The organism is Pontivivens marinum (genome assembly GCF_900231835.1).
In the GTDB taxonomy this organism is placed as follows: domain Bacteria; phylum Pseudomonadota; class Alphaproteobacteria; order Rhodobacterales; family Rhodobacteraceae; genus Pontivivens; species Pontivivens marinum.
The window spans coordinates 206,713-233,219 of sequence record NZ_OCTN01000002.1 but is presented as its reverse complement, the minus strand read 5'-3'; the positions used below and the strand labels follow the sequence as shown (position 1 = coordinate 233,219).

At 56.8% G+C, this 26,507-nt stretch carries 24 protein-coding genes; 7 read left to right on the top strand and 17 right to left on the bottom strand.

What is annotated here, in order from left to right:
* Positions 1-38: 38 nt before the first annotated feature.
* The 6 genes from CR254_RS07065 to CR254_RS07040 all read right to left on the bottom strand — a co-directional run bounded on the left by CR254_RS07065 (position 39) and on the right by CR254_RS07040 (position 7,462).
* The gene (locus CR254_RS07065; RefSeq protein WP_097929145.1) at positions 39-950 is read right to left on the bottom strand and encodes a histone deacetylase family protein; all 912 of its coding nucleotides are present in this window, start codon (positions 948-950) and stop codon (positions 39-41) included.
* A complete protein-coding gene (gene glnE / locus CR254_RS07060; RefSeq protein WP_097929144.1) occupies positions 947-3,676 on the bottom strand; it encodes a bifunctional [glutamate--ammonia ligase]-adenylyl-L-tyrosine phosphorylase/[glutamate--ammonia-ligase] adenylyltransferase in 2,730 nt (909 codons plus the stop codon). The genes CR254_RS07065 and glnE overlap by 4 nt, the downstream gene beginning before the upstream one ends.
* Before the next feature lie 45 nt (positions 3,677-3,721).
* The gene (locus CR254_RS07055) at positions 3,722-4,201 is read right to left on the bottom strand and encodes a GNAT family N-acetyltransferase (protein WP_145996710.1); all 480 of its coding nucleotides are present in this window, start codon (positions 4,199-4,201) and stop codon (positions 3,722-3,724) included.
* Positions 4,198-4,971, bottom strand: a complete 774-nt coding sequence (locus CR254_RS07050; protein WP_097929142.1) for an enoyl-CoA hydratase-related protein — start codon at positions 4,969-4,971, stop codon at positions 4,198-4,200. Before CR254_RS07050 ends, CR254_RS07055 begins: the two co-directional genes overlap by 4 nt.
* Positions 4,972-5,045: 74 nt before the next feature.
* Positions 5,046-5,492 (bottom strand): cytochrome c-type biogenesis protein, encoded by a 447-nt coding sequence (locus tag CR254_RS07045; protein WP_097929141.1) that lies wholly within the window; start codon positions 5,490-5,492, stop codon positions 5,046-5,048.
* Positions 5,489-7,462, bottom strand: coding sequence for a heme lyase CcmF/NrfE family subunit (locus CR254_RS07040; RefSeq protein WP_097929140.1), 1,974 nt, complete (start codon positions 7,460-7,462; stop codon positions 5,489-5,491). Before CR254_RS07040 ends, CR254_RS07045 begins: the two co-directional genes overlap by 4 nt.
* Before the next feature lie 150 nt (positions 7,463-7,612).
* Between CR254_RS07040 and CR254_RS18305 the strand changes: the two genes are divergently transcribed.
* Positions 7,613-8,332, top strand: coding sequence for a methyl-accepting chemotaxis protein (locus tag CR254_RS18305; protein WP_281252977.1), 720 nt, complete (start codon positions 7,613-7,615; stop codon positions 8,330-8,332).
* 109 nt (positions 8,333-8,441) lie between these two features.
* On the opposite strand, the gene CR254_RS07030 is transcribed toward CR254_RS18305, so the two are convergent.
* The 3 genes from CR254_RS07030 to CR254_RS07020 all read right to left on the bottom strand — a co-directional run bounded on the left by CR254_RS07030 (position 8,442) and on the right by CR254_RS07020 (position 11,370).
* Positions 8,442-9,146 carry a hypothetical protein gene (locus CR254_RS07030; protein ID WP_097929138.1) on the bottom strand — a complete coding sequence of 235 codons (705 nt, stop codon included), beginning with the start codon at positions 9,144-9,146 and terminating at the stop codon, positions 8,442-8,444.
* A 176-nt stretch (positions 9,147-9,322) separates the two neighbouring features.
* The gene (gene lpdA / locus CR254_RS07025) at positions 9,323-10,714 is read right to left on the bottom strand and encodes a dihydrolipoyl dehydrogenase (RefSeq protein ID WP_097929137.1); all 1,392 of its coding nucleotides are present in this window, start codon (positions 10,712-10,714) and stop codon (positions 9,323-9,325) included.
* Positions 10,715-10,779: 65 nt separating this feature from the next.
* Positions 10,780-11,370 (bottom strand): DUF924 family protein, encoded by a 591-nt coding sequence (locus tag CR254_RS07020; protein WP_342744471.1) that lies wholly within the window; start codon positions 11,368-11,370, stop codon positions 10,780-10,782.
* A 503-nt stretch (positions 11,371-11,873) separates the two neighbouring features.
* Between CR254_RS07020 and CR254_RS07015 the strand changes: the two genes are divergently transcribed.
* On the top strand, positions 11,874-13,172 hold the full coding sequence (locus CR254_RS07015; RefSeq protein WP_425440251.1) for a mechanosensitive ion channel family protein: 1,299 nt from the start codon (positions 11,874-11,876) through the stop codon (positions 13,170-13,172).
* A 2-nt stretch (positions 13,173-13,174) separates the two neighbouring features.
* Here the strand turns inward: CR254_RS07015 and CR254_RS07010 are convergent, their stop codons facing one another.
* Positions 13,175-13,909, bottom strand: coding sequence for an RNA methyltransferase (locus CR254_RS07010; protein ID WP_425440250.1), 735 nt, complete (start codon positions 13,907-13,909; stop codon positions 13,175-13,177).
* 67 nt (positions 13,910-13,976) lie between these two features.
* Here CR254_RS07010 and CR254_RS07005 point away from each other — a divergent pair, with 67 nt between their 5' ends.
* From CR254_RS07005 to CR254_RS06995, 3 genes are all read left to right on the top strand, one after another.
* Positions 13,977-14,300 (top strand): TfoX/Sxy family protein, encoded by a 324-nt coding sequence (locus tag CR254_RS07005; RefSeq protein WP_097929135.1) that lies wholly within the window; start codon positions 13,977-13,979, stop codon positions 14,298-14,300.
* 88 nt (positions 14,301-14,388) lie between these two features.
* Complete coding sequence (locus CR254_RS07000; protein WP_097929134.1) at positions 14,389-15,600, top strand: NADP-dependent isocitrate dehydrogenase; 1,212 nt, start codon at positions 14,389-14,391, stop codon at positions 15,598-15,600.
* Between the two features lie 83 nt (positions 15,601-15,683).
* Positions 15,684-16,217: a DUF2799 domain-containing protein gene (locus tag CR254_RS06995; RefSeq protein ID WP_097929133.1), complete on the top strand. Its 534-nt coding sequence runs from the start codon at positions 15,684-15,686 to the stop codon at positions 16,215-16,217.
* Here CR254_RS06995 and CR254_RS06990 read toward each other — a convergent pair.
* Complete coding sequence (locus tag CR254_RS06990) at positions 16,214-16,984, bottom strand: class II glutamine amidotransferase (RefSeq protein WP_097929132.1); 771 nt, start codon at positions 16,982-16,984, stop codon at positions 16,214-16,216. The genes CR254_RS06995 and CR254_RS06990 overlap by 4 nt on opposite strands.
* Positions 16,985-17,182: 198 nt before the next feature.
* Between CR254_RS06990 and CR254_RS06985 the strand changes: the two genes are divergently transcribed.
* Complete coding sequence (locus CR254_RS06985) at positions 17,183-17,638, top strand: Lrp/AsnC family transcriptional regulator (RefSeq protein ID WP_097929131.1); 456 nt, start codon at positions 17,183-17,185, stop codon at positions 17,636-17,638.
* Positions 17,639-17,675: 37 nt separating this feature from the next.
* On the opposite strand, the gene CR254_RS06980 is transcribed toward CR254_RS06985, so the two are convergent.
* The 3 genes from CR254_RS06980 to recA form a co-directional block, all read right to left on the bottom strand.
* Complete coding sequence (locus CR254_RS06980) at positions 17,676-17,960, bottom strand: DUF1330 domain-containing protein (RefSeq protein WP_097929130.1); 285 nt, start codon at positions 17,958-17,960, stop codon at positions 17,676-17,678.
* Positions 17,957-20,611 carry an alanine--tRNA ligase gene (gene alaS, locus CR254_RS06975; protein ID WP_097929129.1) on the bottom strand — a complete coding sequence of 885 codons (2,655 nt, stop codon included), beginning with the start codon at positions 20,609-20,611 and terminating at the stop codon, positions 17,957-17,959. The genes CR254_RS06980 and alaS overlap by 4 nt, the downstream gene beginning before the upstream one ends.
* A gap of 176 nt (positions 20,612-20,787) precedes the next feature.
* On the bottom strand, positions 20,788-21,858 hold the full coding sequence (gene recA / locus CR254_RS06970) for a recombinase RecA (RefSeq protein WP_097929128.1): 1,071 nt from the start codon (positions 21,856-21,858) through the stop codon (positions 20,788-20,790).
* 178 nt (positions 21,859-22,036) lie between these two features.
* Here recA and CR254_RS06965 point away from each other — a divergent pair, with 178 nt between their 5' ends.
* On the top strand, positions 22,037-22,627 hold the full coding sequence (locus CR254_RS06965; protein WP_145996709.1) for a sulfotransferase family protein: 591 nt from the start codon (positions 22,037-22,039) through the stop codon (positions 22,625-22,627).
* Here the strand turns inward: CR254_RS06965 and CR254_RS06960 are convergent.
* The 3 genes from CR254_RS06960 to CR254_RS06950 all read right to left on the bottom strand — a co-directional run bounded on the left by CR254_RS06960 (position 22,603) and on the right by CR254_RS06950 (position 26,482).
* Positions 22,603-24,846, bottom strand: a complete 2,244-nt coding sequence (locus CR254_RS06960; protein ID WP_245851470.1) for an ATP-binding protein — start codon at positions 24,844-24,846, stop codon at positions 22,603-22,605. The genes CR254_RS06965 and CR254_RS06960 overlap by 25 nt on opposite strands.
* A gap of 61 nt (positions 24,847-24,907) precedes the next feature.
* A complete protein-coding gene (locus CR254_RS06955; RefSeq protein WP_097929126.1) occupies positions 24,908-26,056 on the bottom strand; it encodes an RsmB/NOP family class I SAM-dependent RNA methyltransferase in 1,149 nt (382 codons plus the stop codon).
* Positions 26,057-26,482 carry an MAPEG family protein gene (locus CR254_RS06950; protein ID WP_180955915.1) on the bottom strand — a complete coding sequence of 142 codons (426 nt, stop codon included), beginning with the start codon at positions 26,480-26,482 and terminating at the stop codon, positions 26,057-26,059. It abuts the gene before it with no gap.
* Positions 26,483-26,507: the final 25 nt, after the last annotated feature.

Sequence of the window (26,507 nt, the reverse complement as noted above, 5' to 3'; positions counted from 1 at the left end):
TTTTTGACAGAATGAAGCCTGATTGAGCCTTTCACAAGTCAGGCCGAGACATTGCGCGCAGCACTAGCGACCATCAGGGCATGGCGCGCTGCAATTTCGGCAGGGTCTGGCCCGTATCCACCACCAATAACGCCAACAACGGGAATGCCACGCGCCACAGCCGAGCGGAGCACATAGTCATCCCGCGCAGCAAGCCCCGCATCGGTTAGTGACAGACGGCCCAACCGGTCATCTTGATGCGGATCAACGCCAGCATTATAAAACACCAGATCGGGGCGCACCTGATCCCATAGCGGCGTTAGAACCTCTCTTAACACCTCAAGATATGGCGCATCGCGCAGCCCATCCGGCAGGCCGAAATCTAGGTCGGAGGTTTGCTTTCGCGCCGGATAGTTTTTCTCCGCGTGCAGCGACAGTGTAAAAACCGCAGGATCGTTGGCAAAAATAGCCGCCGTCCCGTCCCCCTGATGCACATCACAATCGACGACCAGAATCCGACGGACATGCCCCTCATCCAGCAGAGTACGTGCGGCGACGGCTACATCGTTAAACACGCAGAATCCCGCACCCCGCTGCGGCCCTGCATGATGTGAGCCACCGGCCAGATTGACCGCTACCCCATGCTCCAACGCCAGCCGCGCAGCCAGCGTAGTGCCCGCACTGGACAGACGCGCGCGCCGGATCACACGCTCGTTCTGCGGCAGACCAATCTCTCGCACTTCACCTTCCGTCAGGCATAACCTGAATGCGCGATCCGTATAATCCCAACCATGAGCAGCAGCAATTTGGGCCAAGCTGGCGGGGGCCGGTGCGATATAACCACCGGCTTCGGGCAACAGGCTATCGCGTACCAGATGGTCGCGTAGATACCCGTATTTAGACATTGGAAACCGGTGCCCCGCCCGCAACGGTGCCATATAATCTGGATGATAAACGACCGGTAAGCTCATGCTAATCTGTCAGAGATTATTCCCGAGACTTTGATGAAGTGCCGTTCCAGCGCGTCCCGCAATGCATCTATTGTGGCAAATCCGGTTTGGGCGAGGACCAGCTCAATCAGGCTAGGCCCTGCACGATCCGGTGCGAATCCGTCATCCAATGCAACCCGCCCGACGGCCTGTAATGTGCTCATCAGCGTGCGCGCCTCAGCGATGCTGGTGGCTTCCTGCTGGGTTAGCCAACCATTGCCGGTCAGATCGCCAATTTGAACGCTGGAGGCGTGGCTCAACAAACAGCCCGCCTGCAAAAACAAATCGATGTCGAGCAAGCGGCCAGGGCCCTGCTTTAGCTGCCAAACGGAACCGGGGCGATGTGCCTGCATCAGGCGACGACGCATATCGGCTGTATCGTTGCGGATTTTCTGCGCATCACCGGGGATAGTCACGATATCGGTCACGGCCCTTTCAACGGCCTGCTGCACGGCATCTGGGCCAGCAACCGGTCGGGCGCGGGTTAGGGCCAGATGCTCCCATGTCCATGCCTCCTCCGCCTGATAGCGCTGAAATCCCGCGAGCGAGGTCGCAACCGGTCCCTGACGGCCCGAGGGGCGCAGGCGCATATCGACCTCGTATAGCTGCCCCTCAGCCATTTGGGCGCTTAGCGCTGTGATCAAACGCTTGGTCAAACGGGCATAATATTGCGCGGCACCCAGTGGGTGCGTCCCGTCGCTCATCGCATCTGATGGTGCATCATATAGCATTATCAGGTCGAGGTCAGAGGTCGCCGTCATCTCAGCCGAGCCCAACTTACCCATGGCCAGCACAACCGCTCCCGCACCGGGCGGGGCGCCATGGCGGCGGGATTGATCCCTGATCACAATCGGCAGCAGGGCAGCGATGCAACATTGTGCAAGATCGGAATAGGCCCGCTCCACCGTGCGGCCACCCGCGATACCGCGCAACAGGTGAACCCCGATGCGAAAGCGGACTTCCTTTTGCCAACGGCGTGTTGCGTCCAGCTTCTGCTCGTAATCCGTAGCCTCGGCCAAGACCGCATCCAGCGCTGTGGTCATTTGGGTCAGGCCGGGTAGTTCCGCGAAAAACTCACGATCCAATACGGCATCAAAAACGCTGGCATTCCGGCCCAGATAACGGGCCAAGGCGGGCGCGGTCGCGCAAATCTCTACCAGTAAATCCTGTAGGGCGGGACGTGCCTCGAACAAGGAAAACACTTGAACACCGGCGGGCAACCCTCTGAGAAAACTATCAAAATGCGCCAAGGCAGCATGGGGATCAGCAGCACCAGCCAGACGTGACAGGATACCGGGGGCAAGTTGGTGAAACAGCGCCTCTGCCCGTGGCGACCGGAACGCCGGTAAGTTTGGCCACGCTGCGGTAATCTGTAGGGTTTGGCTATCCGTTTCAAATTCTGATTTGGGCGCTGTCTCTTCCTCGACCTGCTGCGGCATGCAGATCGCGTGGACAGCCGCCAACCGCTTGCCCAACGCATCCAGAAACGCCGCTGTAGTGTCGTGACCACAAAGCGCGGACAGCCGTTCCAGCGAGTCAGGATTTCGCGGAACACAGTGGGTTTGCGCATCCTCCAACATCTGAATCCGATGCTCGATATCGCGCAGCGCCGTGTAATGGCCGGTCAGGGCTGTCGCAATCTTAGCCGGTATCTGCCCTGCCCGCGCCAGTGACTCCAGCGCGCCCAGGGTCGTTTTGTCGCGCAGAGTTCCGTCGCGCCCACCTGCAATCAGCTGGCGGGTTTGGGCAAAGAACTCGATCTCTCGTATGCCGCCACGTCCCAGCTTTACGTCATGGCCAGTCGGATCGATTGGACCGGACAGCCCCTTATGATCACGAATGCGATGCATCATATCCTGCACATCGCGGATAGCCGCAAAATCCAGATGACGACGCCAGATAAAGGGGCGCATGCGCTTTAAAAACGCCTCTCCCGCAGGGATATCACCGGCACAGGCGCGGGCCTTGATATAGGCGGAGCGTTCCCATGTGCGACCTAGGCTTTCGTAATACCGCTCCGCCGCGTCCATCGCGATGCAAACCGGTGTTGTCGAGGGATCAGGCCGTAAGCGCAAATCGGTTCTGAAGACATAGCCGTCAGCGGTTTGCGCGCCGATCATCTGCATCAGTTTTTTCGTCACGCGGATCAGGGCGGCACGAACCTCGGTGAAATCCTCGGGCGCGTGCTGCGTCTCATCGAACAGGCAGATCAGATCGATATCCGAGGAGTAATTAAGCTCACCCGCCCCCATTTTTCCCATGGCGAGGATGACATAACCGGCGGTCTGATCCTGCGAGGGCAACTTACCCCGCGCAATCTCAGCCGCGATAATGTGACGCGCGCCGTGATCCAGCGCCATATCAGCAAAGCGGGACAGCGCCGCCGTGACTTGCATCGTCGGCCACACGCCACCCAAATCGGCCAATCCGGTTAACAGCGCGACCCGTCGTTTGGCCTGACGCAATGCAAACGCCGGATCGCCCTGTGGCGGCATGCACAGCGCATCCAGAACGTCCTCTGGCTGTTGATCGGCCAATGTGGTCAGCCAATCCCCCTCGATCTGCGCTAGCCGTGCGAGGTGGTTCGAACTGCCCGCAACGCCAGCAACCAGCGCGGCCAACGGCCCGTTGAGAGATTGCGCAACATCCTGCCCGCGAGCGGGATCAATAGCGCGGGGAAAGGTCGTGATACGTGATGCAAAACTCATACCGTAACAGGACATCACCCGCACAAGACGTCAAGCATCTAGCCGTCAGGACAGTACCCTATGCATCACGAAATTGCGCAGAACCTGACCGCGCACGGCAACGTCCTGCGTGGTGACAACATACCAGTCATGACGTTCCAGAAAGGGACGAGCCAGCAGGCTTGCCTCGGTCCATAGTCGGGGTAGGCCTTCTAAGCGCGCCATATCCTCAACCCGCTCAAGCAACCGCTCCCCCAGCCCAGTCCCCTGACGCGAAGGTAGCACGAACATATGATCGACCAGGCCATCCGATAGTCGCACAGAGAAAAAGCCGGTGATCCGCCCGCAATCATCCTGCGCGACCAGCACATCCAGCGGGATCAGGCGTTCAGCCCAACGGTTCGGGTTTGGCGTATCCCCGCCCCATGCGCGCCGTTGCGCAGCGGTGTAATGTGCCGCTGCGCCATGGCTAACCGCCTCGTAGAAAACCTGCGCGATGCCGGAAATATCGCCATCGCGCATGGGTCGTATGTGGTCGGGCTTCACCGCCCCTCGTATTGCGCTGGACGCTTTTGCAGGAACGCGGTGACGCCCTCAGCAAAGTCGCGGGTACTTCCAGCCTCACCCTGCAATTTCGCCTCAAGGTCGAGCTGCTCCCCAAGCGTGTTGTCGAAGGTTCCGCGCATCGCTTGCTTGATCCGCGCATAGGCTTGGGTCGGGCCGGTTGCCAATTGCTTGGCACGGGCGGCGATGTGGTCGTGGAATTCATCATCGGGAATGGCAGCCCAGATCAGGCCCCAATCGTCCGCCTGTTGGGCGGTGATTTTCTCCGCCAACATTGCCGCGCCCATCGCCTTGGCAAAGCCCATTTGGCGGGGCATCCAATAGGTGCCACCGGCATCCGGTATCAGGCCAATGCGGGCAAAAGCTTGCAGGAAAAACGCGCTTTGCGTGGCGATAACGATATCAGCAGATAGCGCAAGGTTCGCACCAGCGCCCGCCGCCGGACCGTTGACCGCCGATAATGTGGGGATCGGGCAATCATAGATTGCGCGCAACATCGGCTCATATTCATCACGCAGGGTCAGTTCCAGATTGATCGGCTTGCCCTTGGTGTCGCCCAGATCCTGACCTGAGCAAAAACCGCGCCCTGCACCCGTCAGCACCAGCGCGCGCGCCTCGGCGCCCGCCTGTTTGATAGCGGCTAGGATTTCCGCCCGCATCTGGGCGTTCAACCCGTTCATCACATCCGGCCGGTTGAGGGTAATCGTCGCCACACCGTCGTTCAAATCGTATAGGATGGTCTCAAAGCTCATGGCGTTCTCCCTCTTTTTCCGCACGGTAGCGTGCAGACGGGACCATGCAACAGGATTCCGTGGCGTCAGGTTTATCAGTCCCGTGTAAGGCGGTCCAACGCGGTCTGCTCCTCAGCCGTTAACGGTGCAACAACAGGTGCTGTGCGCCGACGAGATCGTATAGCAAGCACCAACAGCACTATTAAAAACAGGATCGGCGCGGCCAGCCACAGCGCGATGTTAACCCCGGAAATGGTGGGGCGCATCAACACAAAATCACCGTAGCGAGCGACAAAGAACGCCTTCACCTCATCATCCGTGGCGCCATCCGTCAGCAGCTCACGCACAATCACACGCGCATCGGCGGCCCAATCGGCGTTGGAGGAGGCGATGCTCTCGGACCGGCACAACACGCAGCGCAGCTCATGATCCAGCGCCTGTGCACGGGATTCCAAAACCGGATCGGCCAGCATCTCATCCGGCTGAACCGCCTGCACCGATAGCGGCCATAGCAGCACGATCAGGATCAGAAGCGCCCTCATTCCGCTGGCACCGCAGCTGCGCGAGGGCGCGCGACGCCCACACGGTAGCGTCGATCGCTAAGGCTGAGACAGCCGCCAAACGCCATCAGGATTGCGCCCCCCCAGATCCAGTTTGCAAAGGGCTTGATCCAGCTCCACATCGCCCACCGACCATCAGGTTGCTGATCGCCCAACGAGACGTATAGATCGCGCAATGGGCGTGACTGAATACCGGCCTCGGTCGTGGGCATGCGTTGCACCGGATAGAACCGCTTTTCAGGATGCAGGGTCGCGACGACGGCCCCTGCTCTGCGCACTGTTACGGTCCCCATATCGGTCGTGTAGTTCGGCCCGCGCCCACTGGTCACGGCGTCGAGCGTGAAGTTGTATTCACCCAGTTGAAAGCTGTCACCAACAGCCAAGGTCCGAATGTCCTGCTGCTCCCAAGCGGTCAGCGCTGAGATACCAAAGATCAGGATACCTAGTCCCGCATGTGACACAGCCTTACCCCATTCGGAACGCGGCAGCCCCGCCAGACGTGCGCGGGCCGTTGCCGGTTTCGCACGCCAGCCACCGGCCTTTTGCGCGAGGTCGGCAATCACGCCAAGGATAACCCATGCCGCCAAGACCGCCCCGATCGGAGCCAACATCCGGCCACCGGTTTGCAGCATCCACACCAGCGCGCCTAACGTGACAGATGCCGCCAGCATGCCCCATAGCGCTGCCATCGTGCGGCCCATCTTCGCGCGCTTCCATGGTAACATCGCCCCGATAGGCAGGATCATCGCCAGCCCGATCAAAAACGGTGTGAAGGTGATGTTAAAGAATGGAGGCCCAACGGAAACCTGCTCGCCTGTTAATCCCTCAGCGATGAGCGGCCACATCGTACCGATGAAGACAACGGCACAAGATACTGCAAGCAATACATTATTCAGCACCAGCCCTGACTCGCGACTAACCAAGGCAAAGGCAGTGGTCGCCCGCATCCGGTCCGCCCGCACTGCGTACAGCGTTAGCGAACCGCCAATCGCGATCACCAGAATGGCCAGAACAAACATGCCCCGCGTTGGGTCCGTCGCAAAGGCATGAACCGATGTCAGCACACCCGACCGCACGATAAAAGTCCCGATCAGCGAGAATGAAAACGCAAGGATCGCCAGCAGGATTGTCCAGCTTTTCAGCGCATCCCGCTTCTCAACCACAATGGCGGAGTGCAGAACCGCAGCGGACAAAAGCCACGGCATAAAGCTGGCATTCTCGACCGGATCCCAGAACCACCAGCCGCCCCAACCCAGCTCGTAATAGGCCCACCACGACCCTAACGCGATACCGATGGTCAGCATGATCCACGCCAGCAACGCCCATGGCCGAACCCAGCGCGCCCAAGCGGCGTCTACCCGCCCCTCGATCAACGCCGCAATCGCGAAGCTGAACGTCATGGAAAGGCCAACATAGCCTATATACAAAAACGGTGGATGAAATGCGAGACCGGGATCTTGCAGTAGCGGGTTCAGATCACGGCCATCTACAGGGATCACATCCAACCGCTCAAACGGGTTCGAGGTGAACAACAGGAACGCCAAAAACGCCACACCAATCGCCGCCTGCACCGCCAATGTTCGCGCGCGCAGCCCCTCGGGCAAGGCCGCGCCGAACCAAGCAACCATTGCGCCAAACAGCGCTAGGATCATCACCCATAACAGCAATGACCCCTCATGGTTCCCCCATGTTCCCGTGACCTTATACAACATCGGCTTGGCCGAATGGCTGTTTTCTGTAACCACCGCGAGTGAGAAATCAGACGTGATAAAGCCCCACATCAGCGCCGCAAACGCCACCGCAATCAACGCGAATTGCAGTTGCGCCGCGACACCACCAACGGCCATCCAGTTGCGCCAGCCACGTTGCGCCCCGACAAGTGGGATAATCATCTGCGTAAACGCAACCATCAGCGCGAGCATCAGGGCGTATTGTCCGAATTCAGCCGTCACGGGCGGTCTCCTTAATATGGCGCGACCATAACCGTCGACACGGCGGCCCTCAATGCGCAACCGCGTGAGCAAAAGCGACAAGAGCGCACAGGGGTTTACCACTCCTTCATGAATGATGCGTCAGATGCCGTTGTGAATGAGGAGTTACCCATGCCCTACACTGACCAAACATCCGAAGGCGATATTACCCAACGGTTTGATGCGATAACCTCGCATATCCCCGGCGTGCTGTTCCGATGCCACCCAACACCGGGGTATCCACTGATGTGGGTTGCGGGCAAATCACAGGAAACGATTGGCTATACTCACGATGAACTAATGCACAGCATTGGCGGCGCGTGGAGCACGATCCTACACCCCGACGATCGTATCCGCATGCTTACTGAACTGCAAAACGCCCTTGATGCCCATGAACCATGGCAAATCGAATTTCGGATGGTCAGTCCCGTCGGCAAAGTGGTGTGGGTAAAGGGCTATGGCGGCGGGCTGTATAGTACAGATGGCGAATTGCAGGCGCTAGAGGGTGTCATCATCGATATGACCGCCCAGATGGCCGAAAAGAGCAATTGGCAATCCCGCGCGCAGGAGGCAAGGGAACGCAATGTCCGCATCGTGGCGGCAACTGCCGATATCCTGGAAACATTGCAATCGCTAAGCGTACTGTCAATCAACGCATCAATTGAGGCCGCACGCGCGGGTGATGCCGGTCGTGGCTTTAGCGTCGTAGCACAGGAAATGAACCGCCTCGCAGCCAGGGCGGAAGATACAGCAACAGCAATCAGGCGGGCCACCGGCTCAAATGATCAGCCGAACCCAATGCAAACTGGTCTGTCGTCTATCGCGCCACTACGCGAAGAACCGGCAGCATAGAGGCAGGTCAGTCAAGCCGTGGCCCACAAGGGCGGACTCAGAACATTTCATTTCTAAACCTCGTAACACCAACGGTCGAGGCTGACCTGTAAATCAAGCATACACTAATTTAGTTCCCAATGCTCACACTAATTCCAGCGATATTGGCAGAAATTCTACTGGAACCACCAACATCGACGGAAGCGACGTTTTCAACCTCAACGCTGGCAATACTGCCTGCATTGTCACCGGAGGACGAAGCAACGTCGATATCGACAACATCACTGTCGTTGTCATCGTTACCGCTGAACACGTTCACATCCACTAGATCAGAGCCAGTATCGGTTCCGGAGCCACCAAGAACATCAGCATCAATCAGCGAGCTGCCCGACGAATTCCCGCCTGATGCACCTACAGCAGCCTGAATAACATCGGAGGAACCGCTACCTGACAGGCCGGACGTAACCGTTACGCCTTGATCAGAGAATGCTGAAAGATCAAGGGCGATGCCACCAACATCAGCCGCCAAGTCAACACCACCATCATCTGTGGTTCCAACAGCGACATCAATTAAGTCGTCATCCGGATCTGTGGATGGATTCTGAGGTGCGTTATCGAAATCAATAATAAGGCTACCATCGTCCGACATGCGAACATTGCCAGTTGAGCCAAGGATGATCGGCTGACACATCCGCTCCACCTCATCATCCACTATAAATGGATCGAGGTTTGCAATCTGATCGCAAATTTCATCGATGGATTGTGCGTTAGCACTCGTAGCAATCAGCACTGCCGCACATGTGGCGAACAGCTTGAAATTTGTATGCGTAGTCATATTAATTCCCCTCATGCTGAGAGAAATGTTCTTTATCCGCATTGAAGCAACGCACCTGCGCGCCAGAAAGTTTCAAAATCGCTTATCAATGATGTCTAAAATTTTATTAAAAAGCGCCCATTACCATTCTCGGCAGCGCGCGCTTTCAGTTCATGTAGCATTAACAAGTGCTAATACTAGAAGTGAATAGCCCGATCATAGGCATCCAGAACACTTTCATGCATCATCTCGCTCAATGTCGGGTGCGGGAAGACTGTGTGCATCAGGTCTTCCTCAGTCGTTTCCAACTGACGACCAACAACATAGCCTTGGATCAGCTCGGTTACTTCCGCACCAACCATGTGCGCACCTAGCAACTCACCGGTTTTTGCGTCGAACACAGTTTTGACCATGCCTTCAGGCTCACCCAACGCGATTGCCTTACCGTTGCCAATGAATGGGAAGCGGCCAACCTTTACGTCATAGCCCAGCTCCTTGGCCTTCGCCTCGGAATAGCCGACGGAGGCGACCTGTGGGTGGCAGTAAGTACAGCCAGCGATGCTTTCCGGTTTAACCGGATGCACCTTCTTACCCGCAATTTTCTCAGAAACCATCACGCCCTCGTGGCTGGCCTTGTGCGCCAACCATGGTGCGCCGGCAATGTCGCCAATCGCATGAACGCCATCGACCCCAGTGCCACAATACGCATCGGTCACGACGTGGGTGCGGTCGATTTTTACGCCCTGCTCCTCCAGCCCCAGCCCCTCAACATTACCAACGATACCAACGGCGGAGATGACGGTGTCGAATTCAATCTTCTCAACCTTGCCATTGGTTTCAATGTGGGCAGTAACCTTGCCGTTGCCGCGGTCCAGCTTCTTGACCATGGATTTCTCCATGATTTTCATGCCCTGTTTGACGAACTGCTTCTTGGCAAAGGCCGAGATTTCGGCATCCTCAACCGGCAGAACACGGTCCATAACCTCAACCACAGTCGTGTCTGCGCCCAGCGTGTTGTAGAAGCTGGCAAACTCAATCCCGATCGCGCCCGAACCGATGACGAGCAGTTTCTTGGGCATACGGGGTGGCGACAGCGCGTGCTTATATGTCCAAACCAGATCGCCGTCGGCCTCCAAGCCAGGCAATTCGCGGGCCCGCGCGCCGGTGGCGACGATGATGTCCTTGGCGGTCAGTTCCTCGGTGCCCTTGTCCGTTTTGACGGTCACCTTGCCCTTACCGGCCAGTTTTGCCTCACCCATGATTGTGGTAATCTCGTTCTTTTTCATCAGATGGGCAACGCCACCGCTAAGCTGTTTTGCAACGCCGCGCGACCGCTTTACCACTGCATCGATATCGTAATCGATGCCCTCAGCCTTCAGGCCGAACTCCTTGGCGCGGTGCATCAGATGGAAAACCTCGGACGAACGCAGCAGCGCCTTGGTCGGGATACATCCCCAGTTCAGGCAGATGCCACCCATGTGCTCGCGCTCAACAATGACCGTTTTCAGGCCAAGTTGGGCCGCACGGATCGCTGCGACATATCCTCCGGGGCCTGCCCCGATGACGATCAGATCGTATTGCGTGGCCATCTGGATCTCCTGCCTTTAAAAAGTGGTTTGAAGCCTAACTATCTCTTATTTGACGCAAGGGCAAATTAAGTTTGCTCCTGCTCCGCCTGATGCATTGCACGTAGTGTCGCGCCATAGCCCCCTGCAAGGATGTAACTTTCCTCTGCCTTGGTCGAGCTACGTCCCAACGCGGCATTCCGATACGGGAACCGGCCATAGGTGCGGATAACATCACGATGCGCGCGCGCATGGAACAGGTTGCTCGCAGATTTCGGCATTTTCAACATGAACTGCCGAACGGCATGTTCCTGATGACTGATGCTTTCGGCATGCATCATTGGCAGATAGAAAAACTGCCGTTCAGGTCCGCGATAATGCAGATCATCCCGACGCAGAATGCCCATTCGCGCAACCCGCATCGCCATAGCATCCGTGGCAAAGGATTTACCCTGCCCGCGAAACATGTTGCGCGGAAACTGGTCCGTCACGATCAACAGGGCAAGCACACCGCGCGCGGAGATCAGCCAGTCCGACAACTCCCCGTCGGCTACCTGCTGCCACAATCCGCCGAACCGATCGGTGATGGTCGCATCCAGATCATCATCCTGAATATACCAGCCCTTCTCTCCGACCTCCTCGATCCAAAAGCTGAGTACATTTGCAATCATGTCCGTCATGTCTGGTCGCCCTTTCAGGTCAGTAATGGATCGCTGCGCTGATACAGTGGCATCATGCGCGTGCAACGCAGATACCTGCAATGCCTGCGCGGTGATCTTGCTGAAAACTTTTGGGCTTGGGTTGCCCGTTGCACCATGATGGGGGGATTGGTGCAACGGGCATTTATGTATCACCACCAGCTCGGCGGGGTACATTTTACCCCCCGCCGCCTAGCCGTTCCTGTGTTGAACTGCACCTTCCCCCGAAAGCGCACCAAACACACAAACTATGTGGCTCTCCACCTTTTTGCCTTATTCCAACGGCCACCACACCTGAGTAAATGGTTGAATATCCTATCCAATGGTACATCTTCATCGGCCATACGGCCCATAATGATAGCCAGTTGAGAGGAATTCGCGCCCTGACGCCGCATCGCAGATATCACCTTATTCCATTGGGGAAATCCATGTTGCGCCGCCCCAAAACCATTCGCAATCGCAGCATTCTTAGGCATTAGGACATAGTGTTGGACCTGTTTGGCATTCCCGAATTTATCAGTGAACTTACACCCATCATCCGCAACTGGCTGGTGACGATGTCGCAGCCTTGGCGGTTGGGGCAGTTGGCCGTGATTGCGGCCACGCTTGGAATGGGATGGCTGTTCGCAGCACGGGCCACCCCGCATTTCAATCGCTGGATGCGCGGGCTGACACTGACCACCCGCCGGGCGCGGTTTCTGATCCTCGTTCGTGATCGGATGAGCTGGATCGTGATGGTCGCATTGCTGTGGATGGTGGGCCTGATCCTGGCAGAGGTGACATGGCCATCGCGCAGTTATCTGATCCTGTTTGCAGCACGATTGATGACTGCGCTGGTTTTGATCTCGATCATCTCACGCCTGATCCGCAGCAGACCCCTGCGCCAAACTACACGATGGGCGGCATGGATTGCCGTCACCCTGAGCATGATCGGCTACTTTGATGAAGCTGTCGCCATTGCCGATCACGCAGCGCTGCGACTGGGGGACTCGCGCATCTCCGTACTGCTGGTCATTCAGGCGATCCTGAGCATCGGCGCGACGATCATGGTTGCCTCGTGGATTTCCGGCGAGGCGCGAACCCGCCTGATGCGGAACGAGGATCTGTCCCCCTCCATGCGCGTGCTCAGCGAGAAGCTGGTCACCGTGCTGCTCTATGGCATTGCGTTGCTGGTGGGGCTGCAATCCGTCGGATTTGACCTGACAACCTTTACCGTGCTGTCGGGCGCGATCGGTATCGGTATCGGCTTCGGCTTGCAAAAGGTCGTGTCCAACCTGATTTCCGGTGTGATCCTGCTGTTGGATAAATCGATCAAGCCGGGGGATGTCATCTCGCTCGGCGATACGTTCGGTTGGATCAGCGGACTGGGCGCGCGCTATGTTTCAGTGGTGACGCGGGACGGGCGCGAATATCTGATACCGAACGAAGATCTGATCACCAGTCAGGTGGTGAACTGGTCCCATTCCTCAACTCTGGTTCGGTTGGATATCGATTTCGGAGTGTCCTATGATAGCGACCCGCATTTGATCCGAAAGATCGCGGTCACCTCGACCATCGCGGTTGCGCGTGTGCAGTCTACGCCCGCACCCGTGTGTCATATTACCGGATTTGGGGACAGCTCGATTGATTTTGTGCTGCGCTTCTGGATCGACGATCCGTCCGGTGGCCTGACCAATATTCGCGGCAATGTGTTTCTGGCGTTGTGGGATACGCTAAAGGAAAATGGAGTCGAAATTCCGTTCCCCCGCCGTGATGTGACGATCGTGAATAAGGATAGCGATTAGGCTCAATCATCGCTGCGATCACGCTCGGCCAGATGCCGCACAACGCCGTGCAATGTGCGGGTATCCCGCTCCGTCAGGGGCAGCCGGTGGAACAGGTTGGTCAGGTTTGCGCGCATCGATTCCGCCTTATGATCCGGCCAGAAAAAGCGGCGCGCATCCAACGCAGCAACCAACCGGTCCAGCAGGCGCTCAACCTCGATCCCCTCGGCCAAGCGTGCGCCGGCAAGCTCTAGAACTTCGGGCGGCATGTCTGTATCCAGCCGCTGCCACTCATAAGCCGTCAGCAGAACACATTGCGCCAGATTGAGGGACGCAAACTCAGGGTTCACAGGCACGCTGATCAGCGCATCAGCACGGATCACGTCCGAGGTTTCCAGCCCTGCCCGCTCCGGACCGAACATCACGCCGACCTTCAGCCCCTTGGCAGACAGCGCACGGGCGTGTTGCATTGCGCGTTCCGGCGTCATCACAGGCTTGGCCAGATCGCGACTGCGCGCGGTAGTGGCGAACACATAGTTCAGATCGGCGCAAACCTCGCCCAATGTATCGCGCACCATCGCGCCATCCAGAACGCGCCCCGCGCCCGAGGCAAGCGCCACGGCCCGCTCATTCGGCCACCCATCACGCGGGTCCACGATCCGCATATGGTCCAACCCGAAATTCAGCATTGCACGCGCGGCTGCGCCGATATTTTCACCCATCTGCGGGCGCACGAGGATGATCGCAGGGCTTTGCATCGAAATTCCTTTTACATGTCGCGCGCGGGTGTATCCTGTGATCATTCCCAACGCAATCGGAGCGAATATGGCCACTGATCCGGAACTCGCCGGCGAATGCTATGACCGGATCGCCCATCTGGACGGCTTGTCAGAGCGTAAGATGTTCGGTGTGCTATGTTTTATGCAATATGGCAATATGATCTGCGGTGTGATCAGGGATGGCCTGATGATCCGTGTGGGTAAGCCGAATATGCAAGCCGCGTTGGCCCTATCCGATGTGGAACAGATGGAAATGAACAATCGTCCGATGAGCGGCTTTGTCGCCACCTCCTACGATACGTCACATGAAGTACTCGATTCACTGTTTAACCTTGCCCGCGATTTTGTGCGAAACCTGCCACCGAAATAGTTTCGGCATACTTTTGCATACCGTCCTTTCAATTCGTGCGACACTCCGCTAAGTGTCGCCCAACGCAACCGGTAACGGAGAGCCTTCCATGAACAAGATCAAAGTCGCAAACCCGATCGTCGAGCTAGATGGCGATGAAATGACACGCATCATCTGGCAGTTCATCAAGGACAAGCTGATCCTGCCCTATCTGGATGTGGACTTGAAATATTACGATCTGGGTATTGAGGAGCGCGACCGCACCGATGACCAAATCACCGTTGATGCGGCCGAGGCGATCAAGAAATACGGTGTTGGCGTAAAATGTGCGACCATCACACCTGATGAGGCACGGGTCGAGGAATTCGGGCTAAAGCGTATGTACCGCTCGCCCAACGGCACGATCCGCAACATTCTGGGCGGCGTTATTTTCCGTGAGCCGATCATCTGCGAAAACGTGCCCCGTCTGGTTCCCGGCTGGACACAGCCCATCGTGGTTGGCCGTCATGCCTTTGGCGATCAGTACCGCGCTACCGATTTCCGCTTCCCTGGCAAGGGCAAGCTGACAATCAAATTCGTGGGTGAGGACGGTCAGGAGATCGAGCGCGAGGTCTTTGACGCACCTTCCTCGGGCGTAACTATGGCAATGTATAACCTAGACGATTCGATCCGCGATTTCGCCCGTGCCTCGATGAACTATGGCCTCGCACGCGGCTGGCCGGTCTACCTCTCCACCAAGAACACGATCCTCAAGGCATATGATGGCCAGTTCAAGGATCTGTTCCAGGAGGTCTTCGATGCGGAATTCGCGGAGAAGTTCAAGGAAGCCGGCATCACTTACGAGCACCGCCTGATTGATGACATGGTGGCCTGCGCGATGAAATGGTCCGGCGGCTATGTCTGGGCGTGCAAGAACTACGACGGCGACGTGCAGTCCGACACGGTTGCACAGGGCTTCGGATCGCTCGGCCTGATGGCATCGCAGTTGATGACCCCCGATGGTAAGATTGTTGAGGCTGAGGCCGCGCACGGCACCGTGACGCGCCATTATCGCCAGCATCAGGCGGGCAAGGAAACCTCGACCAACTCCATCGCGTCGATCTACGCATGGACTGGTGGCCTGAAGCACCGCGCGAAACTGGACAACAACCCCGAATTAGCAAACTTCGCTGAGACGCTGGAAAAGGTTGTCGTCAACACCGTAGAAAGCGGCTTCATGACCAAGGATTTGGCCCTGCTGGTCGGCCCCGATCAGAAGTGGCTGACCACGATGGGCTTCCTTGAAAAGGTAGACGCGAACCTGAACGCCGCACTGGCCTAATTTGCTCATATCGTCGAGAATATGTGAAAGGGCCTGCACATGTGGGCCCTTTTCTTTTTCCAGCAGAGGCGCATGATGCAGCTATGCGTATTTTGATCCACATCGCCCTATTAACTGCCCTAGGTTCCTGCGCCACGCTGAACGAGGCGGAGTGCCAGACCGGCGATTGGCACACTATCGGTTATGAGGATGGCGCGCAGGGTCGCCTGCCCGAATATCTAAGCAACCACCGCGAGGCCTGCGCCGAATTCGGCATCGCTCCAAACTTGGAGCTATATCTATCAGGACGTGAACTGGGTCTGCTGGAATATTGCACACCACAGCGCGCCTATACTCTGGGCCGCAATGGCCGCACGCTTGCGAATGTATGCCCCGCTGCTCAGCGCGCCACGCTAAGCGCCGCAAATGCACACGGGCAGGAGTATCACCGTCTAACCCGTGAGATTTCGCGGTTAGAGCAGGATATCGATGACTATCAGGACGAATTGTCCGACATACGCGGCAAGACCAACGGTGCATCGGTGCTAAGCCGCTCACTGCGCAGCTCAATAAGCTCGGCCCGATTTGAAATCCTGCAATTGCGCGCACGCCGCGCGCAATATGAGGATTGGACCTAGGCGGCCCGCAAGCTTGAGGCGCAAAACGGGTGCTGGGTCAGCGTCGTTCCATCACAAACAATCGCATGGCCTGCGGGAACCTCGTGCCAGATTTCACCTTCAACATCCAAGGGCTCGGACACCACGCTCCACCCCTGTCGGTTGCGGCGAACAAAAAGCGATGGTGCGATTGCATCATTGGTATAACGCACTGCGAACAGGCGCTTTCCATCAGAAAAGGCCGCAGTCATCCGTAGGCCGGCGCCGCAAAGCGGCGAAACCATCTGCACCACACGCGCCATGGCGCCCAGCGGATCATGCTCAATACCCTGCCCCAAGGCTAACAGAAACAGCGCCTCACTATCGGTACTGCCCTGCCGCGATGCGTAATGTTCCGGCGCGATCATGCCCTCAATTTGCTGACGCACCTTTGCATAACCAGGCACCTGCCCATTATGCATAAAGGACCAGTTTTCGTGGACAAAGGGATGTGCATTTTCGCGGCTCAGTGCCGTACCGGTTGACGCACGAACATGCGCCAGAAATAGCGGTGAGCAGATATGCTGTGCCATCGACCGTAGATTTGCGTCGGACCAAGCAGGAAGAATATCGCGATACTGCCCCGGAAACGGCTGATCGCCATACCACGCAACACCAAAGCCATCGGCATTCACGTCGGTCTTTGCCTTACACGCATGGCGTGACTGATTGATGAGGCTGTTCGACGGCGCGCTCAAAAGTTCTTCTAGTAGGATCGGCTCACCGGTCCACGCAGCCCAACGACACATAAGCGGCCCCTATTTGATAGTTCATGCAACCCAATCTGCATTCAGCGTCGAATAATCCGTTTTGAGCGGATGGTCGAGCGGAATGCAAAGACAGGAAATTGCTCCGCAACACTATACCGCGCGAGCCGCGAACGACATCCCATTCTGATCATGTTTCAGGGACTGGCGTGCAACATTGTCCCGCTATAGGATATCTTTATGCAAATTGATCTCATCGACCGCAAAATCCTCAGAAATCTGCAACGCAACGCAGATATCTCACATGACGACCTTGGCGCTCAGGTTGGGTTGAGCCGCAATGCTTGCTGGCGTCGTGTGCGTGCGTTGGAGCAGGCAGGCTTTATCCGCAAACGTGTTGTGCTGATTGACCCGGATCGCATCGGTCTAAAGCTAACGGTTTTTCTGATGATCCGGACCGACCGCCACGGTCCCGACTGGCTGGAGGAGTTCGCAAAGGCCACGCAAGACATGCCGGAAATCCTGGGGGCCTATCGGATGAGCGGTGATCTGGATTATCTGCTGCAAGCCCGCGTCGCTGATGTCGCGGCCTATGACGCGCTGTATCAAAAGCTGATACGGCGGGTTGAGCTGGCAGATTGCTCCGCCAGCTTTGTAATGGAGGAGCTAAAGGACACCACGGAATTGCCCGTCTAGGGAAGCCGCCCCCCAAATCACAGCGGCGGCCAATGGCCTAAACGCCGTCAACAATCACCAGGTCACGCTGCGATGATGCCACTGCAATTGGCAAAATCTCAGCATACTCAGCGGAGTGATAGAACCGCTCAGCCGCAGCACGATCAGAAAACTGAATGACCACATGGCGCTGGGGACCTGTCCCCTCCAATTGCGTCATCGTACCAGCTTTGACGAGGAATTCCCCGCCAAACTTCTCAGCCAAAGCAACGGTTTGCGAGGCATATTTCGAGTATTCCTGCGCATCTGTCACGTCAATCCGGGCGATGATATAGGCGCTCACGCTCCCAATACCTTAGCAGCAGCTGCAATCGCCTCATCCGCCTTGGATGCATCTGCACCGCCTGCCTGCGCCATGTCGGGACGGCCACCGCCCCCCTTACCGCCAAGCGCCTCTGCTGCGGCCTTCACCACATCAACAGCACTGATACGGTCCGTCAGATCAGCAGTCACGCCAGCTGCAACGGCAGCCTTACCACCGGTATCTGCAATCAACAGAACAACGCCTGATCCCAGTTTTGACTTCTGCTCATCAATCAGTCCGCGTAAATCCTTGGCCGAAACGCCAGTCAGCGCCTGCCCCAGGAATTTCACGCCGCCAATTTCTTGAACCTCGGCCCCGCCGGAGTCGCCACCGCCCATTGCAACCTGACGACGCAAATCGGCAAGCTCACGCTGTAGATCACGCCGTTCATCCATCAGGGCCTGAACACGATCCAGAACCTCTGCCCGCGGGGCCTTCATCCGGCCCGCGATCTCAGCAACGGTGCGATCCTGCTCTGCCAGATAGGTTCGTGCAGCCTCGCCAGCCAGGGCCTCAATCCGGCGCACACCGGACGAAGATGCGCTCTCACCCAACATTACGAACAGGCCGATATCGCCGGTTTGCCGCACATGCGTACCGCCACACAGCTCGATCGAATAGGTCTGTTTGTCAGCACCCTTACCGGTATCCGCGCGCCCCATGGAAACAACGCGAACCTCGTCGCCATATTTTTCACCGAACAATGCCTGCGCACCCAAATCACGAGCATCATCCGGCGCCATGATGCGGGTCGTGACTGGCGTATTCTGACGAATGAAGTCGTTAACCTCACGCTCCACCAATGCAATCTCAGACGAATCCATCGCCTTGGAATGGCTAAAATCGAAGCGCATCCGGTCAGCAGCATTCAGCGAACCACGCTGTGCCACATGCTCACCCAAGTGATTTCGTAGCGCCTCATGCAATAGATGCGTGGCGGAGTGGTTTGCGCGAATGTCCGACCGGCGCGCGTGATCCACAACCAGTTCAGCGGCGTCACCAGCAGCAATTGCCCCCCCCGTAATCGTGCCGATATGGACAAAGATGCCATTCTTTTTCTTGGTATCCGTGATCTGAACGACAGCACCATCGGTACGCAACACGCCACAATCACCGACTTGACCACCGCTCTCAGCGTAGAAAGGTGTCTGGTTTACAACGGCTTGCACAGCATCCCCGGCGGTCGCGGATGCCACCTCGACGCCATCGCGCAGGATCGACAGGATTTCGCCCTCAGCCTGCTCGGTATCGTAGCCCAAGAATTCGGTGGAACCATGTTTATCCGCCAAATCAAACCAAACGCTATCGTCAGCAGCCTCGCCCGACCCGGACCATGCGGCACGCGCCTTTGCCTTTTGCTCGGCCATTGCGGTATCGAAACCGGTCGTATCAACGGCACGGCCCTTTTCACGCAATGCGTCCTGCGTCAGGTCCAGCGGGAAACCGTAGGTGTCGTACAGCTTAAATGCAGTCTCACCCGGCAGAGTCGCACCATCTGGTAAGCGTGTCAGTTCATCGTCGAGCAAACGAAGGCCGCGATCCAGCGTGGAGCGGAACTTGGTTTCCTCATTTTCCAATGTCTCTGTAATCAGCGCCTGCGCCTGACCCAATTCGGGGAAATGGCCGCCCATCTGGCGAACCAATGCTGGCACCAATTTATGCATCATCGGATCCTGCGTTCCCAGCAGATGTGCATGACGCATCGCACGGCGCATAATCCGGCGCAAAACATAGCCGCGCCCCTCGTTCGACGGCAGCACACCATCGGCAATCAGGAACGAAGTAGACCGCAGGTGATCCGCAATCACGCGGTGATGAATATTCTGCGGACCATCGGCGTCAACATTAGACGCATGGGCTGATGCCTCGATCAAGTCGCGCATCAGATCCGTATCATAGTTATCGTGTTTGCCCTGCAACAGTGCGCCGATACGCTCCAGCCCCATGCCGGTATCGACAGATGGCTTGGGCAATGGCTTCGTTTCACCACTGGCCATCGCCTCAAACTGCATAAAGACGAGGTTCCAGATCTCGATAAACCGGTCGCCATCCTCCTCAGCACTGCCGGGAGGGCCTCCCCAGATGTGATCGCCATGATCATAGAAAATTTCGGTACACGGACCGTTCGGGCCCGTGTCACCCATGCGCCACCAGTTATCGTCATTATCGATACGGATGATGCGATCATCGGTCAGGCCAGCAACTTTACGCCATAGCGTCGCTGCTTCCTCATCGGATTTGTGAACCGTCACCAATAGGCGCGAGGCGTTAAGGCCGAACTCCTTTGTGACCAATTCCCAAGCAAAGGAGATCGCCTGCTCCTTGAAATAGTCACCGAACGAGAAGTTGCCCAGCATTTCAAAGAACGTGTGGTGGCGTGCGGTGTAGCCGACATTATCAAGGTCGTTATGCTTACCACCTGCACGAACGCATTTCTGCGATGTCACGGCGCGAGAATAGTCGCGCTTCTCAACGCCGGTAAAGACGTTTTTAAACTGAACCATGCCGGCATTTGTGAACAGCAAGGTCGGATCATTGCGCGGTACAAGCGGAGAACTGTCGACCGCCTGATGGCCTTCCTTCGCGAAATAATCGATGAAGGTGGAGCGGATATCATTCAGACTGGACATTCGATGGTCTCTCTCGCGGATATTGCGGTGCCCGATAGCAATATATCCGCCTCAGCCGCCTGTCCACCGATGCCCGCATCCGCACTGCACTTTGCAGCATAAATCGCGCAATCTGACGTGGAAAAGCAAAACGGCCACTCCTTTCAGAGCAGCCGTTGAGCAAAATTACTGATGTATCAGTCGTCTACGACTGCACCGTCCGGATCACCCGGAGCCATATCGAACTCCAATCCGTGGGCCGCACGAATTTTATCCTCGATCGACAGCGCTGTAGCCGCATTTTCACGCAGGAAGTTTTTCGCGTTTTCACGCCCCTGCCCGATCCGCTCATCCCCGTAGCTGTACCAAGAGCCGGACTTATCGACCACACCGGCCTTTACGCCCAGATCAAGCAGCTCACCGTTTTTGGAGATGCCTTCACCATACATGATGTCGAATTCGACCTGCTTGAACGGCGGAGCAACCTTGTTTTTAACGACTTTAACGCGCGTCTGGTTGCCCACGACCTCATCCCGATCCTTGATCGCGCCAATGCGGCGAATATCGAGGCGGACGGAGGAGTAGAACTTCAGCGCGTTACCGCCGGTCGTCGTTTCGGGCGAGCCGAACATAACGCCAATTTTCATGCGGATCTGGTTAATAAAGATAACCATACACTTGGATCGAGAAATCGAGCCGGTCAGCTTACGCATCGCCTGACTCATCAATCGCGCCTGAACACCGACCGAGCTGTCGCCCATATCGCCCTCAAGCTCAGATTTTGGTGTCAGCGCAGCGACCGAATCGACAACCACGACAGAAACCGCGCCGGACCGCACCAGAGTATCCGTGATTTCGAGCGCTTGCTCACCCGCATCAGGCTGCGAAATCAGCAACTCATCCACATCCACGCCCAGTTTGCGCGCATAGGACGGATCAAGCGCATGCTCCGCATCAACAAAGGCGCAAACACCGCCGCGTTTTTGTTGTTCGGCAAGCACATGCAGCGCCAGCGTCGTTTTGCCCGAGGATTCAGGGCCGTAAATCTCAATAATGCGGCCCTTAGGCAGGCCGCCAATGCCTAGGGCAATGTCCAGACCGAGCGATCCTGTTGGGATCGCCTCAATATCCATCACTGCCTCGCGCGCGCCCAGCTTCATGATGGAGCCCTTACCAAAGCTCCGCTCAATCTGTGCGAGCGCCGATTCTAGCGCTTTCTGCTTATCCATTTCGCGTCTCTCGTCCAGTTTAAGAACAGCATCAGCCATGCTTCATCCTCTTCATGTCACGTTTGCCGGCACGCGGCAATGCAAGTGGCGTTCACCTCTTGTTCACAAGCTAGCACTGGAACGAAGGGCGAACAAGGCTAAGCCGCATTTGACTTAATCTGTTGGCAAAAGCGTGAAGATTTCGTAAAGATTGATGGGCATCATCAACGGGGGTCCGATGCTCGTTTCACTAAAGGCTGGTATTGCGTATCTCGCGATGCCCAAAACAGGATCAACTGCGATTGAGGCCGCGCTGGCACCCGATAGCGACATCCTGATGTCCGGTCATCCAAACCTAAAACATATGCGGTTGCGACGGTTTGAGCGATATGTCCGGCCACTTTTACCCGCCAGTGATGTTGAAACAGTTGCTGTTATTCGTGAGCCGATTGAATGGCTTAGCAGCTGGTATCGCTATAGATCGCGCCCACAACTGGACGGGCGCCCCAACTCTACTGCGCAAATATCATTCAATGAATTTGTAGAGGCATGGTTGCAGGACGATCCACCGGCCTATGCACGCGTCGGTAAGCCCGCTGAATTTCTAGCACCACCACAAGATGGTCCCGAAATTAGCCATCTATTTCGATATGATGCCTTCGATATGTTTGTTGAGTTTCTGAGCGATCGCTTCGATCGCTCGTTGGCGGTCCCACATATGAATGTCTCTCCAGCAATCGATGTTGATCTGTCACCAGCATTGCGCGCACAGCTATGCGAAAACCTATCCGCAGATTATGAGCTTTATGAGGATGCACTTTGCCGCTGACGCGATGCATCCATCGATCGTTTCACCTGTAAGGATAGCTCGTTCAACGAAAATGGCTTGGCTAAAAACGTACTATTTACAGGACGTTGATGTGCATCAATAAATGCATCCTCAGCGTAACCGGATACGAAAATAACTTCGACATCCTTATACATACGCTGAGCCTGACGAACCCATGACGGGCCATCCAATCCCGGCATAATGACATCGGAAATAAAAACATCCACCTTCGGCTGGTCGGTCAGTAACTCCAATGCCTCCTCACCCGATGCAGCCTCAATCACCGTGTAGCCACGCAATTGCAGGGCGCGCGCAGCAAAGGCGCGAACCGGTGCTTCGTCCTCCACCAACAACACGGTGCCGCTGCCCAGCAGATTAACCTCAGGCTCACGCGGGCTAACCACACTTAACGGCTCAGGAAAATCATTGGCGCGGGGAACATAACGCGGAATGTAGATTGAGAAGGTGGTCCCCTCGCCCACTGCTGAATCCACGAACAAAAAGCCGCCGGTTTGTTTCACGATGCCATAGGCAGTGGACAGGCCCAATCCGGTCCCCTCACCCACACGCTTCGTTGTAAAAAACGGGTCGAAAATTTTACTGATTTCACGTTCGGGTATGCCAGTACCCGTATCGCTTACATCTACGACCACCCAGTCACCCGGTGCGACGAGGGCGCGGTCACGCCGTAATTCCTCGGTTAAGGTTTCAAGCCGCGCGCGCACCTCAACCTTGCCTCCAGCCTTCATAGCGTCACGCGCATTTACGACCAGGTTCATGACCACCTGTTCCATCTGACGCAAATCAGCGCGGATCGGTGGTAAATCTTCAGATAGGTCGATTTTCAGGCTGACTTTCTCTCCGATCAAACGGTTTAACAAATGCGATAGATCGCCCAGCACATCCGGCAGATTCAACACTTTGGGTTGCAGTGTTTGCTTACGAGAGAACGCCAAGAGTTGACTGACCAGTGCGGCGGCCCGATTGGCGTTTTGCTGAATTTGGATCAGATCAAGGTAATCACGATCCCCTGGTCCATTTCGCAGTAACAGCAAGTCACAGTGACCAGACAACGCAGTCAGCAAGTTGTTGAAATCATGGGCCACACCACCGGCCAATTGACCGACAGCCTGCATTTTCTGGCTCTGCACGAATTGCGCTTCAAGCGTTTTTAGCTCCGTCGCATCGCTCATCACCATCAGAATGGAAAACTCGCCATCGATCATCATCGGAGACAGAGAAACCTGCAAAAACCGCTCGATATCGCCACTGCGCAGGCGCGCAACCTCTGGACGGCCAAAGCGACGGGTTGCAGCCACGTCACGAATGCGGGCGGAGACTGGCTGGGCTAACCCTTCCATCAAATCCGAAACATTGGTCCCCGTGGCAAGTGAACCGCCAACCAATCCACGCGCAGCCGGATTTGCAATGATAACCGTTCCGTCAATATCCAGACGAGCAAGGGAAATAGGCAACTGCATCAGGAATTGATCAGGGTTCGAGGCCGCCGTCTCACCCTGCCCCAAGGGTATAAGGTTCAACGCGCCATCGCTAGAAAACATCGCGCGCAGTATCAACGACGGATCGGCCTGCAACCGATATGTACCACCATCACGCAACGGCAAATCCATCAGCAATTCATCTATGCGGGTCACCACGCCACAACGCTGGTCCAGCCAGTCATTTACACCAAGTATCGTGTTGCGATCCGCCGCCAGCCGTACGTGTCCAAAGGGTGTGTTTTCTGATAATTGCTGCGGTTCGACTATGCTCTCGACTTCAACATCCGGCAACACTTGCCACAGAATGGTGTGGGCATTTTGCATGGCATGGACAAGCCGATGGCTGCCGTCTGCCTGCACAACGCGACGTGTCACGGCACCATCGTGCGCTACAGCTTTCATCATCTTATAAAATAAAATTTCGGGCTCGGCCTCCGCCGCCAGCAGAGTTCGCGAAACTGTGCCACTCTTGTAAAGAAAGTTCCCATCAAGATCGGCGGATAAACCCGCCTTGGAACTGCCAGATGGCGAGCCCGAGGCCAACAGCGCAGCCGCGCCCAAACCAACCATAGATGCCAGCGCCACACCAACCGTGTTGCCCAGGACAACTTCATATGCCGCAACCGTAACCGCCGATGCAGCCAAGGCGCCCAGAACGGGAATCCCCCGATCCGATTTAGGCGTCAGCATTGTTCGGTCAATTAGGTTATCGAACACATTTACCTCCACTTTTACAGGTCAGCGCGCGAACCCTAGGTTGCACACCCTTGCAAAAGGATCAGGCGTGCTCAAGCCATGCGGCAAAAAAACCATCGCCACCATCCAATGGAGTTAACGATACATTTCTTAACAATTTCCAACCAGAGGTCCGCAAAAGGAAGGCAGCAACGGCCTCTTCATTTTCGGCAGGCAACAGCGAGCACGTCGCGTAAATCAACCGCCCACCCGGCGCCACCAGCGGCGCACAAGCATCCAGAACATCAGTCTGTGCGGATTGAACATCAGCCAAACTCTGCGGTGTTAAGCGGATTTTCCCCTCAGGATCACGGCGCCACGATCCACTGCCCGAACAGGGCGCATCGGCAAAGACCAAATCCCAGTGCTTTCCAGCCAGCGCATCCGTGCTTAACGCACGCAAAGTGACCCCTGCACGGGCCGCGCGCTCTGGCAAATCACGCATCCGCGCCGGTGCAATGTCATGCACATCAACCGGTCCAGCAGCACGCGCAGCAAGCGGCAGCGCCTTGCCCCCCGCACCGGTGCAATAATCCAAAATCCGCTCACCCCTTTTCGGTTGAGCAAAATCCACGACCGCCTGACTAGAGGCATCCTGCAACTCAACCAAACCGTCCAGATAGGCAGCCGACCGCACAATTCTACGGTCGCCCGTGGGGGCACGTAGGGCCGTGGTGCTGAGTGCAACATCCTCAACATCAATCCCATCAGCGGCCAAAGCGGCCCGCGCCTGATCACGATCCGCCTTTAGCAGATTCGCGCGCAGGTCCAGCGGCGCACGGCTGCGCATCGCATCGATAAGGTTCGAAAAATCCTCAGAAAATCGCGCACGCAACATAGGTTCAACAAAGTCAGGAACATCAGACGCATCCGCGACAGGAAAATCACGCTCGGCCTCATCCAACACTGCCGGAGCATGCCCCACGCCTGTGAAAACCGTCTCCGGATCCACGTCAGTTAGACGCAACAGGCCCAGCACGCGACCACGCCCTGTTTCCGCCCCGCCCGCCTGCGCACTGGACCACCAGTGGCGCAAAACATCATGAACGATATCGCCAATAGCGCGGCGATCACCTGACCCCGCGAAGCGGTTCGACCGGCCCCAATCGCGCAACGCAATCGGTGCACGTGCGCCAGCGGTGATACGATCCAGAACCTCAATAGCGGCAGCGTAGCGAGCAGCAGGAACCATTTAGCCAGCCACCAATGCCCAGCCGAGCGACAGCCACATCAGCGCCAGCGCCGCCAAACCAGCAAGGAAAACCTTGAACCGAGTCGGCAGGTGATTGTTGCCGATATGAACCGCACGATGCAGCACACGCGTGATGACATACAGCGCAGCTCCGACCGCAACACCCCAGTTCACCGCCCCTAGCGCAGCAGCCAGCCCAACACCGGCATATAGCAGTATCGGCGTTTCAAACTGGTTCTGGGCGTTGTTTTGCCACGCCCGCACATCAGCCGAAAAATTCATGGGATTCAGCGCGATATCACCAAATTCCGTATCTCGTTTTTTCAGCGAGCTTAACCGCGCCCGCCCCATGGTGGCGATGGCCCAAAACGTCAACGCAACCTGCCCAAAGACAGCAATCACGGCCAGAGTTAGCTGTGGCGACATCATTTCCCCCAAAACGAATGGCTGG

Coding starts and splice junctions, on each gene's coding strand:
- CR254_RS07065 (WP_097929145.1), bottom strand. CDS start 950: ATGAGCTTACCGGTCGTTTATCATCCAGATTATATGGCACCGTTGCGG.
- glnE (WP_097929144.1), bottom strand. CDS start 3,676: ATGAGTTTTGCATCACGTATCACGACCTTTCCCCGCGCTATTGATCCC.
- CR254_RS07050 (WP_097929142.1), bottom strand. CDS start 4,971: ATGAGCTTTGAGACCATCCTATACGATTTGAACGACGGTGTGGCGACG.
- CR254_RS07045 (WP_097929141.1), bottom strand. CDS start 5,492: ATGAGGGCGCTTCTGATCCTGATCGTGCTGCTATGGCCGCTATCGGTG.
- CR254_RS18305 (WP_281252977.1), top strand. CDS start 7,613: ATGCCCTACACTGACCAAACATCCGAAGGCGATATTACCCAACGGTTT.
- CR254_RS07030 (WP_097929138.1), bottom strand. CDS start 9,146: ATGACTACGCATACAAATTTCAAGCTGTTCGCCACATGTGCGGCAGTG.
- lpdA (WP_097929137.1), bottom strand. CDS start 10,714: ATGGCCACGCAATACGATCTGATCGTCATCGGGGCAGGCCCCGGAGGA.
- CR254_RS07020 (WP_342744471.1), bottom strand. CDS start 11,370: ATGACGGACATGATTGCAAATGTACTCAGCTTTTGGATCGAGGAGGTC.
- CR254_RS07010 (WP_425440250.1), bottom strand. CDS start 13,909: ATGCAAAGCCCTGCGATCATCCTCGTGCGCCCGCAGATGGGTGAAAAT.
- CR254_RS07005 (WP_097929135.1), top strand. CDS start 13,977: ATGGCCACTGATCCGGAACTCGCCGGCGAATGCTATGACCGGATCGCC.
- CR254_RS07000 (WP_097929134.1), top strand. CDS start 14,389: ATGAACAAGATCAAAGTCGCAAACCCGATCGTCGAGCTAGATGGCGAT.
- CR254_RS06995 (WP_097929133.1), top strand. CDS start 15,684: ATGCGTATTTTGATCCACATCGCCCTATTAACTGCCCTAGGTTCCTGC.
- CR254_RS06990 (WP_097929132.1), bottom strand. CDS start 16,984: ATGTGTCGTTGGGCTGCGTGGACCGGTGAGCCGATCCTACTAGAAGAA.
- CR254_RS06985 (WP_097929131.1), top strand. CDS start 17,183: ATGCAAATTGATCTCATCGACCGCAAAATCCTCAGAAATCTGCAACGC.
- alaS (WP_097929129.1), bottom strand. CDS start 20,611: ATGTCCAGTCTGAATGATATCCGCTCCACCTTCATCGATTATTTCGCG.
- recA (WP_097929128.1), bottom strand. CDS start 21,858: ATGGCTGATGCTGTTCTTAAACTGGACGAGAGACGCGAAATGGATAAG.
- CR254_RS06965 (WP_145996709.1), top strand. CDS start 22,037: ATGCTCGTTTCACTAAAGGCTGGTATTGCGTATCTCGCGATGCCCAAA.
- CR254_RS06955 (WP_097929126.1), bottom strand. CDS start 26,056: ATGGTTCCTGCTGCTCGCTACGCTGCCGCTATTGAGGTTCTGGATCGT.
- CR254_RS06950 (WP_180955915.1), bottom strand. CDS start 26,482: ATGTCGCCACAGCTAACTCTGGCCGTGATTGCTGTCTTTGGGCAGGTT.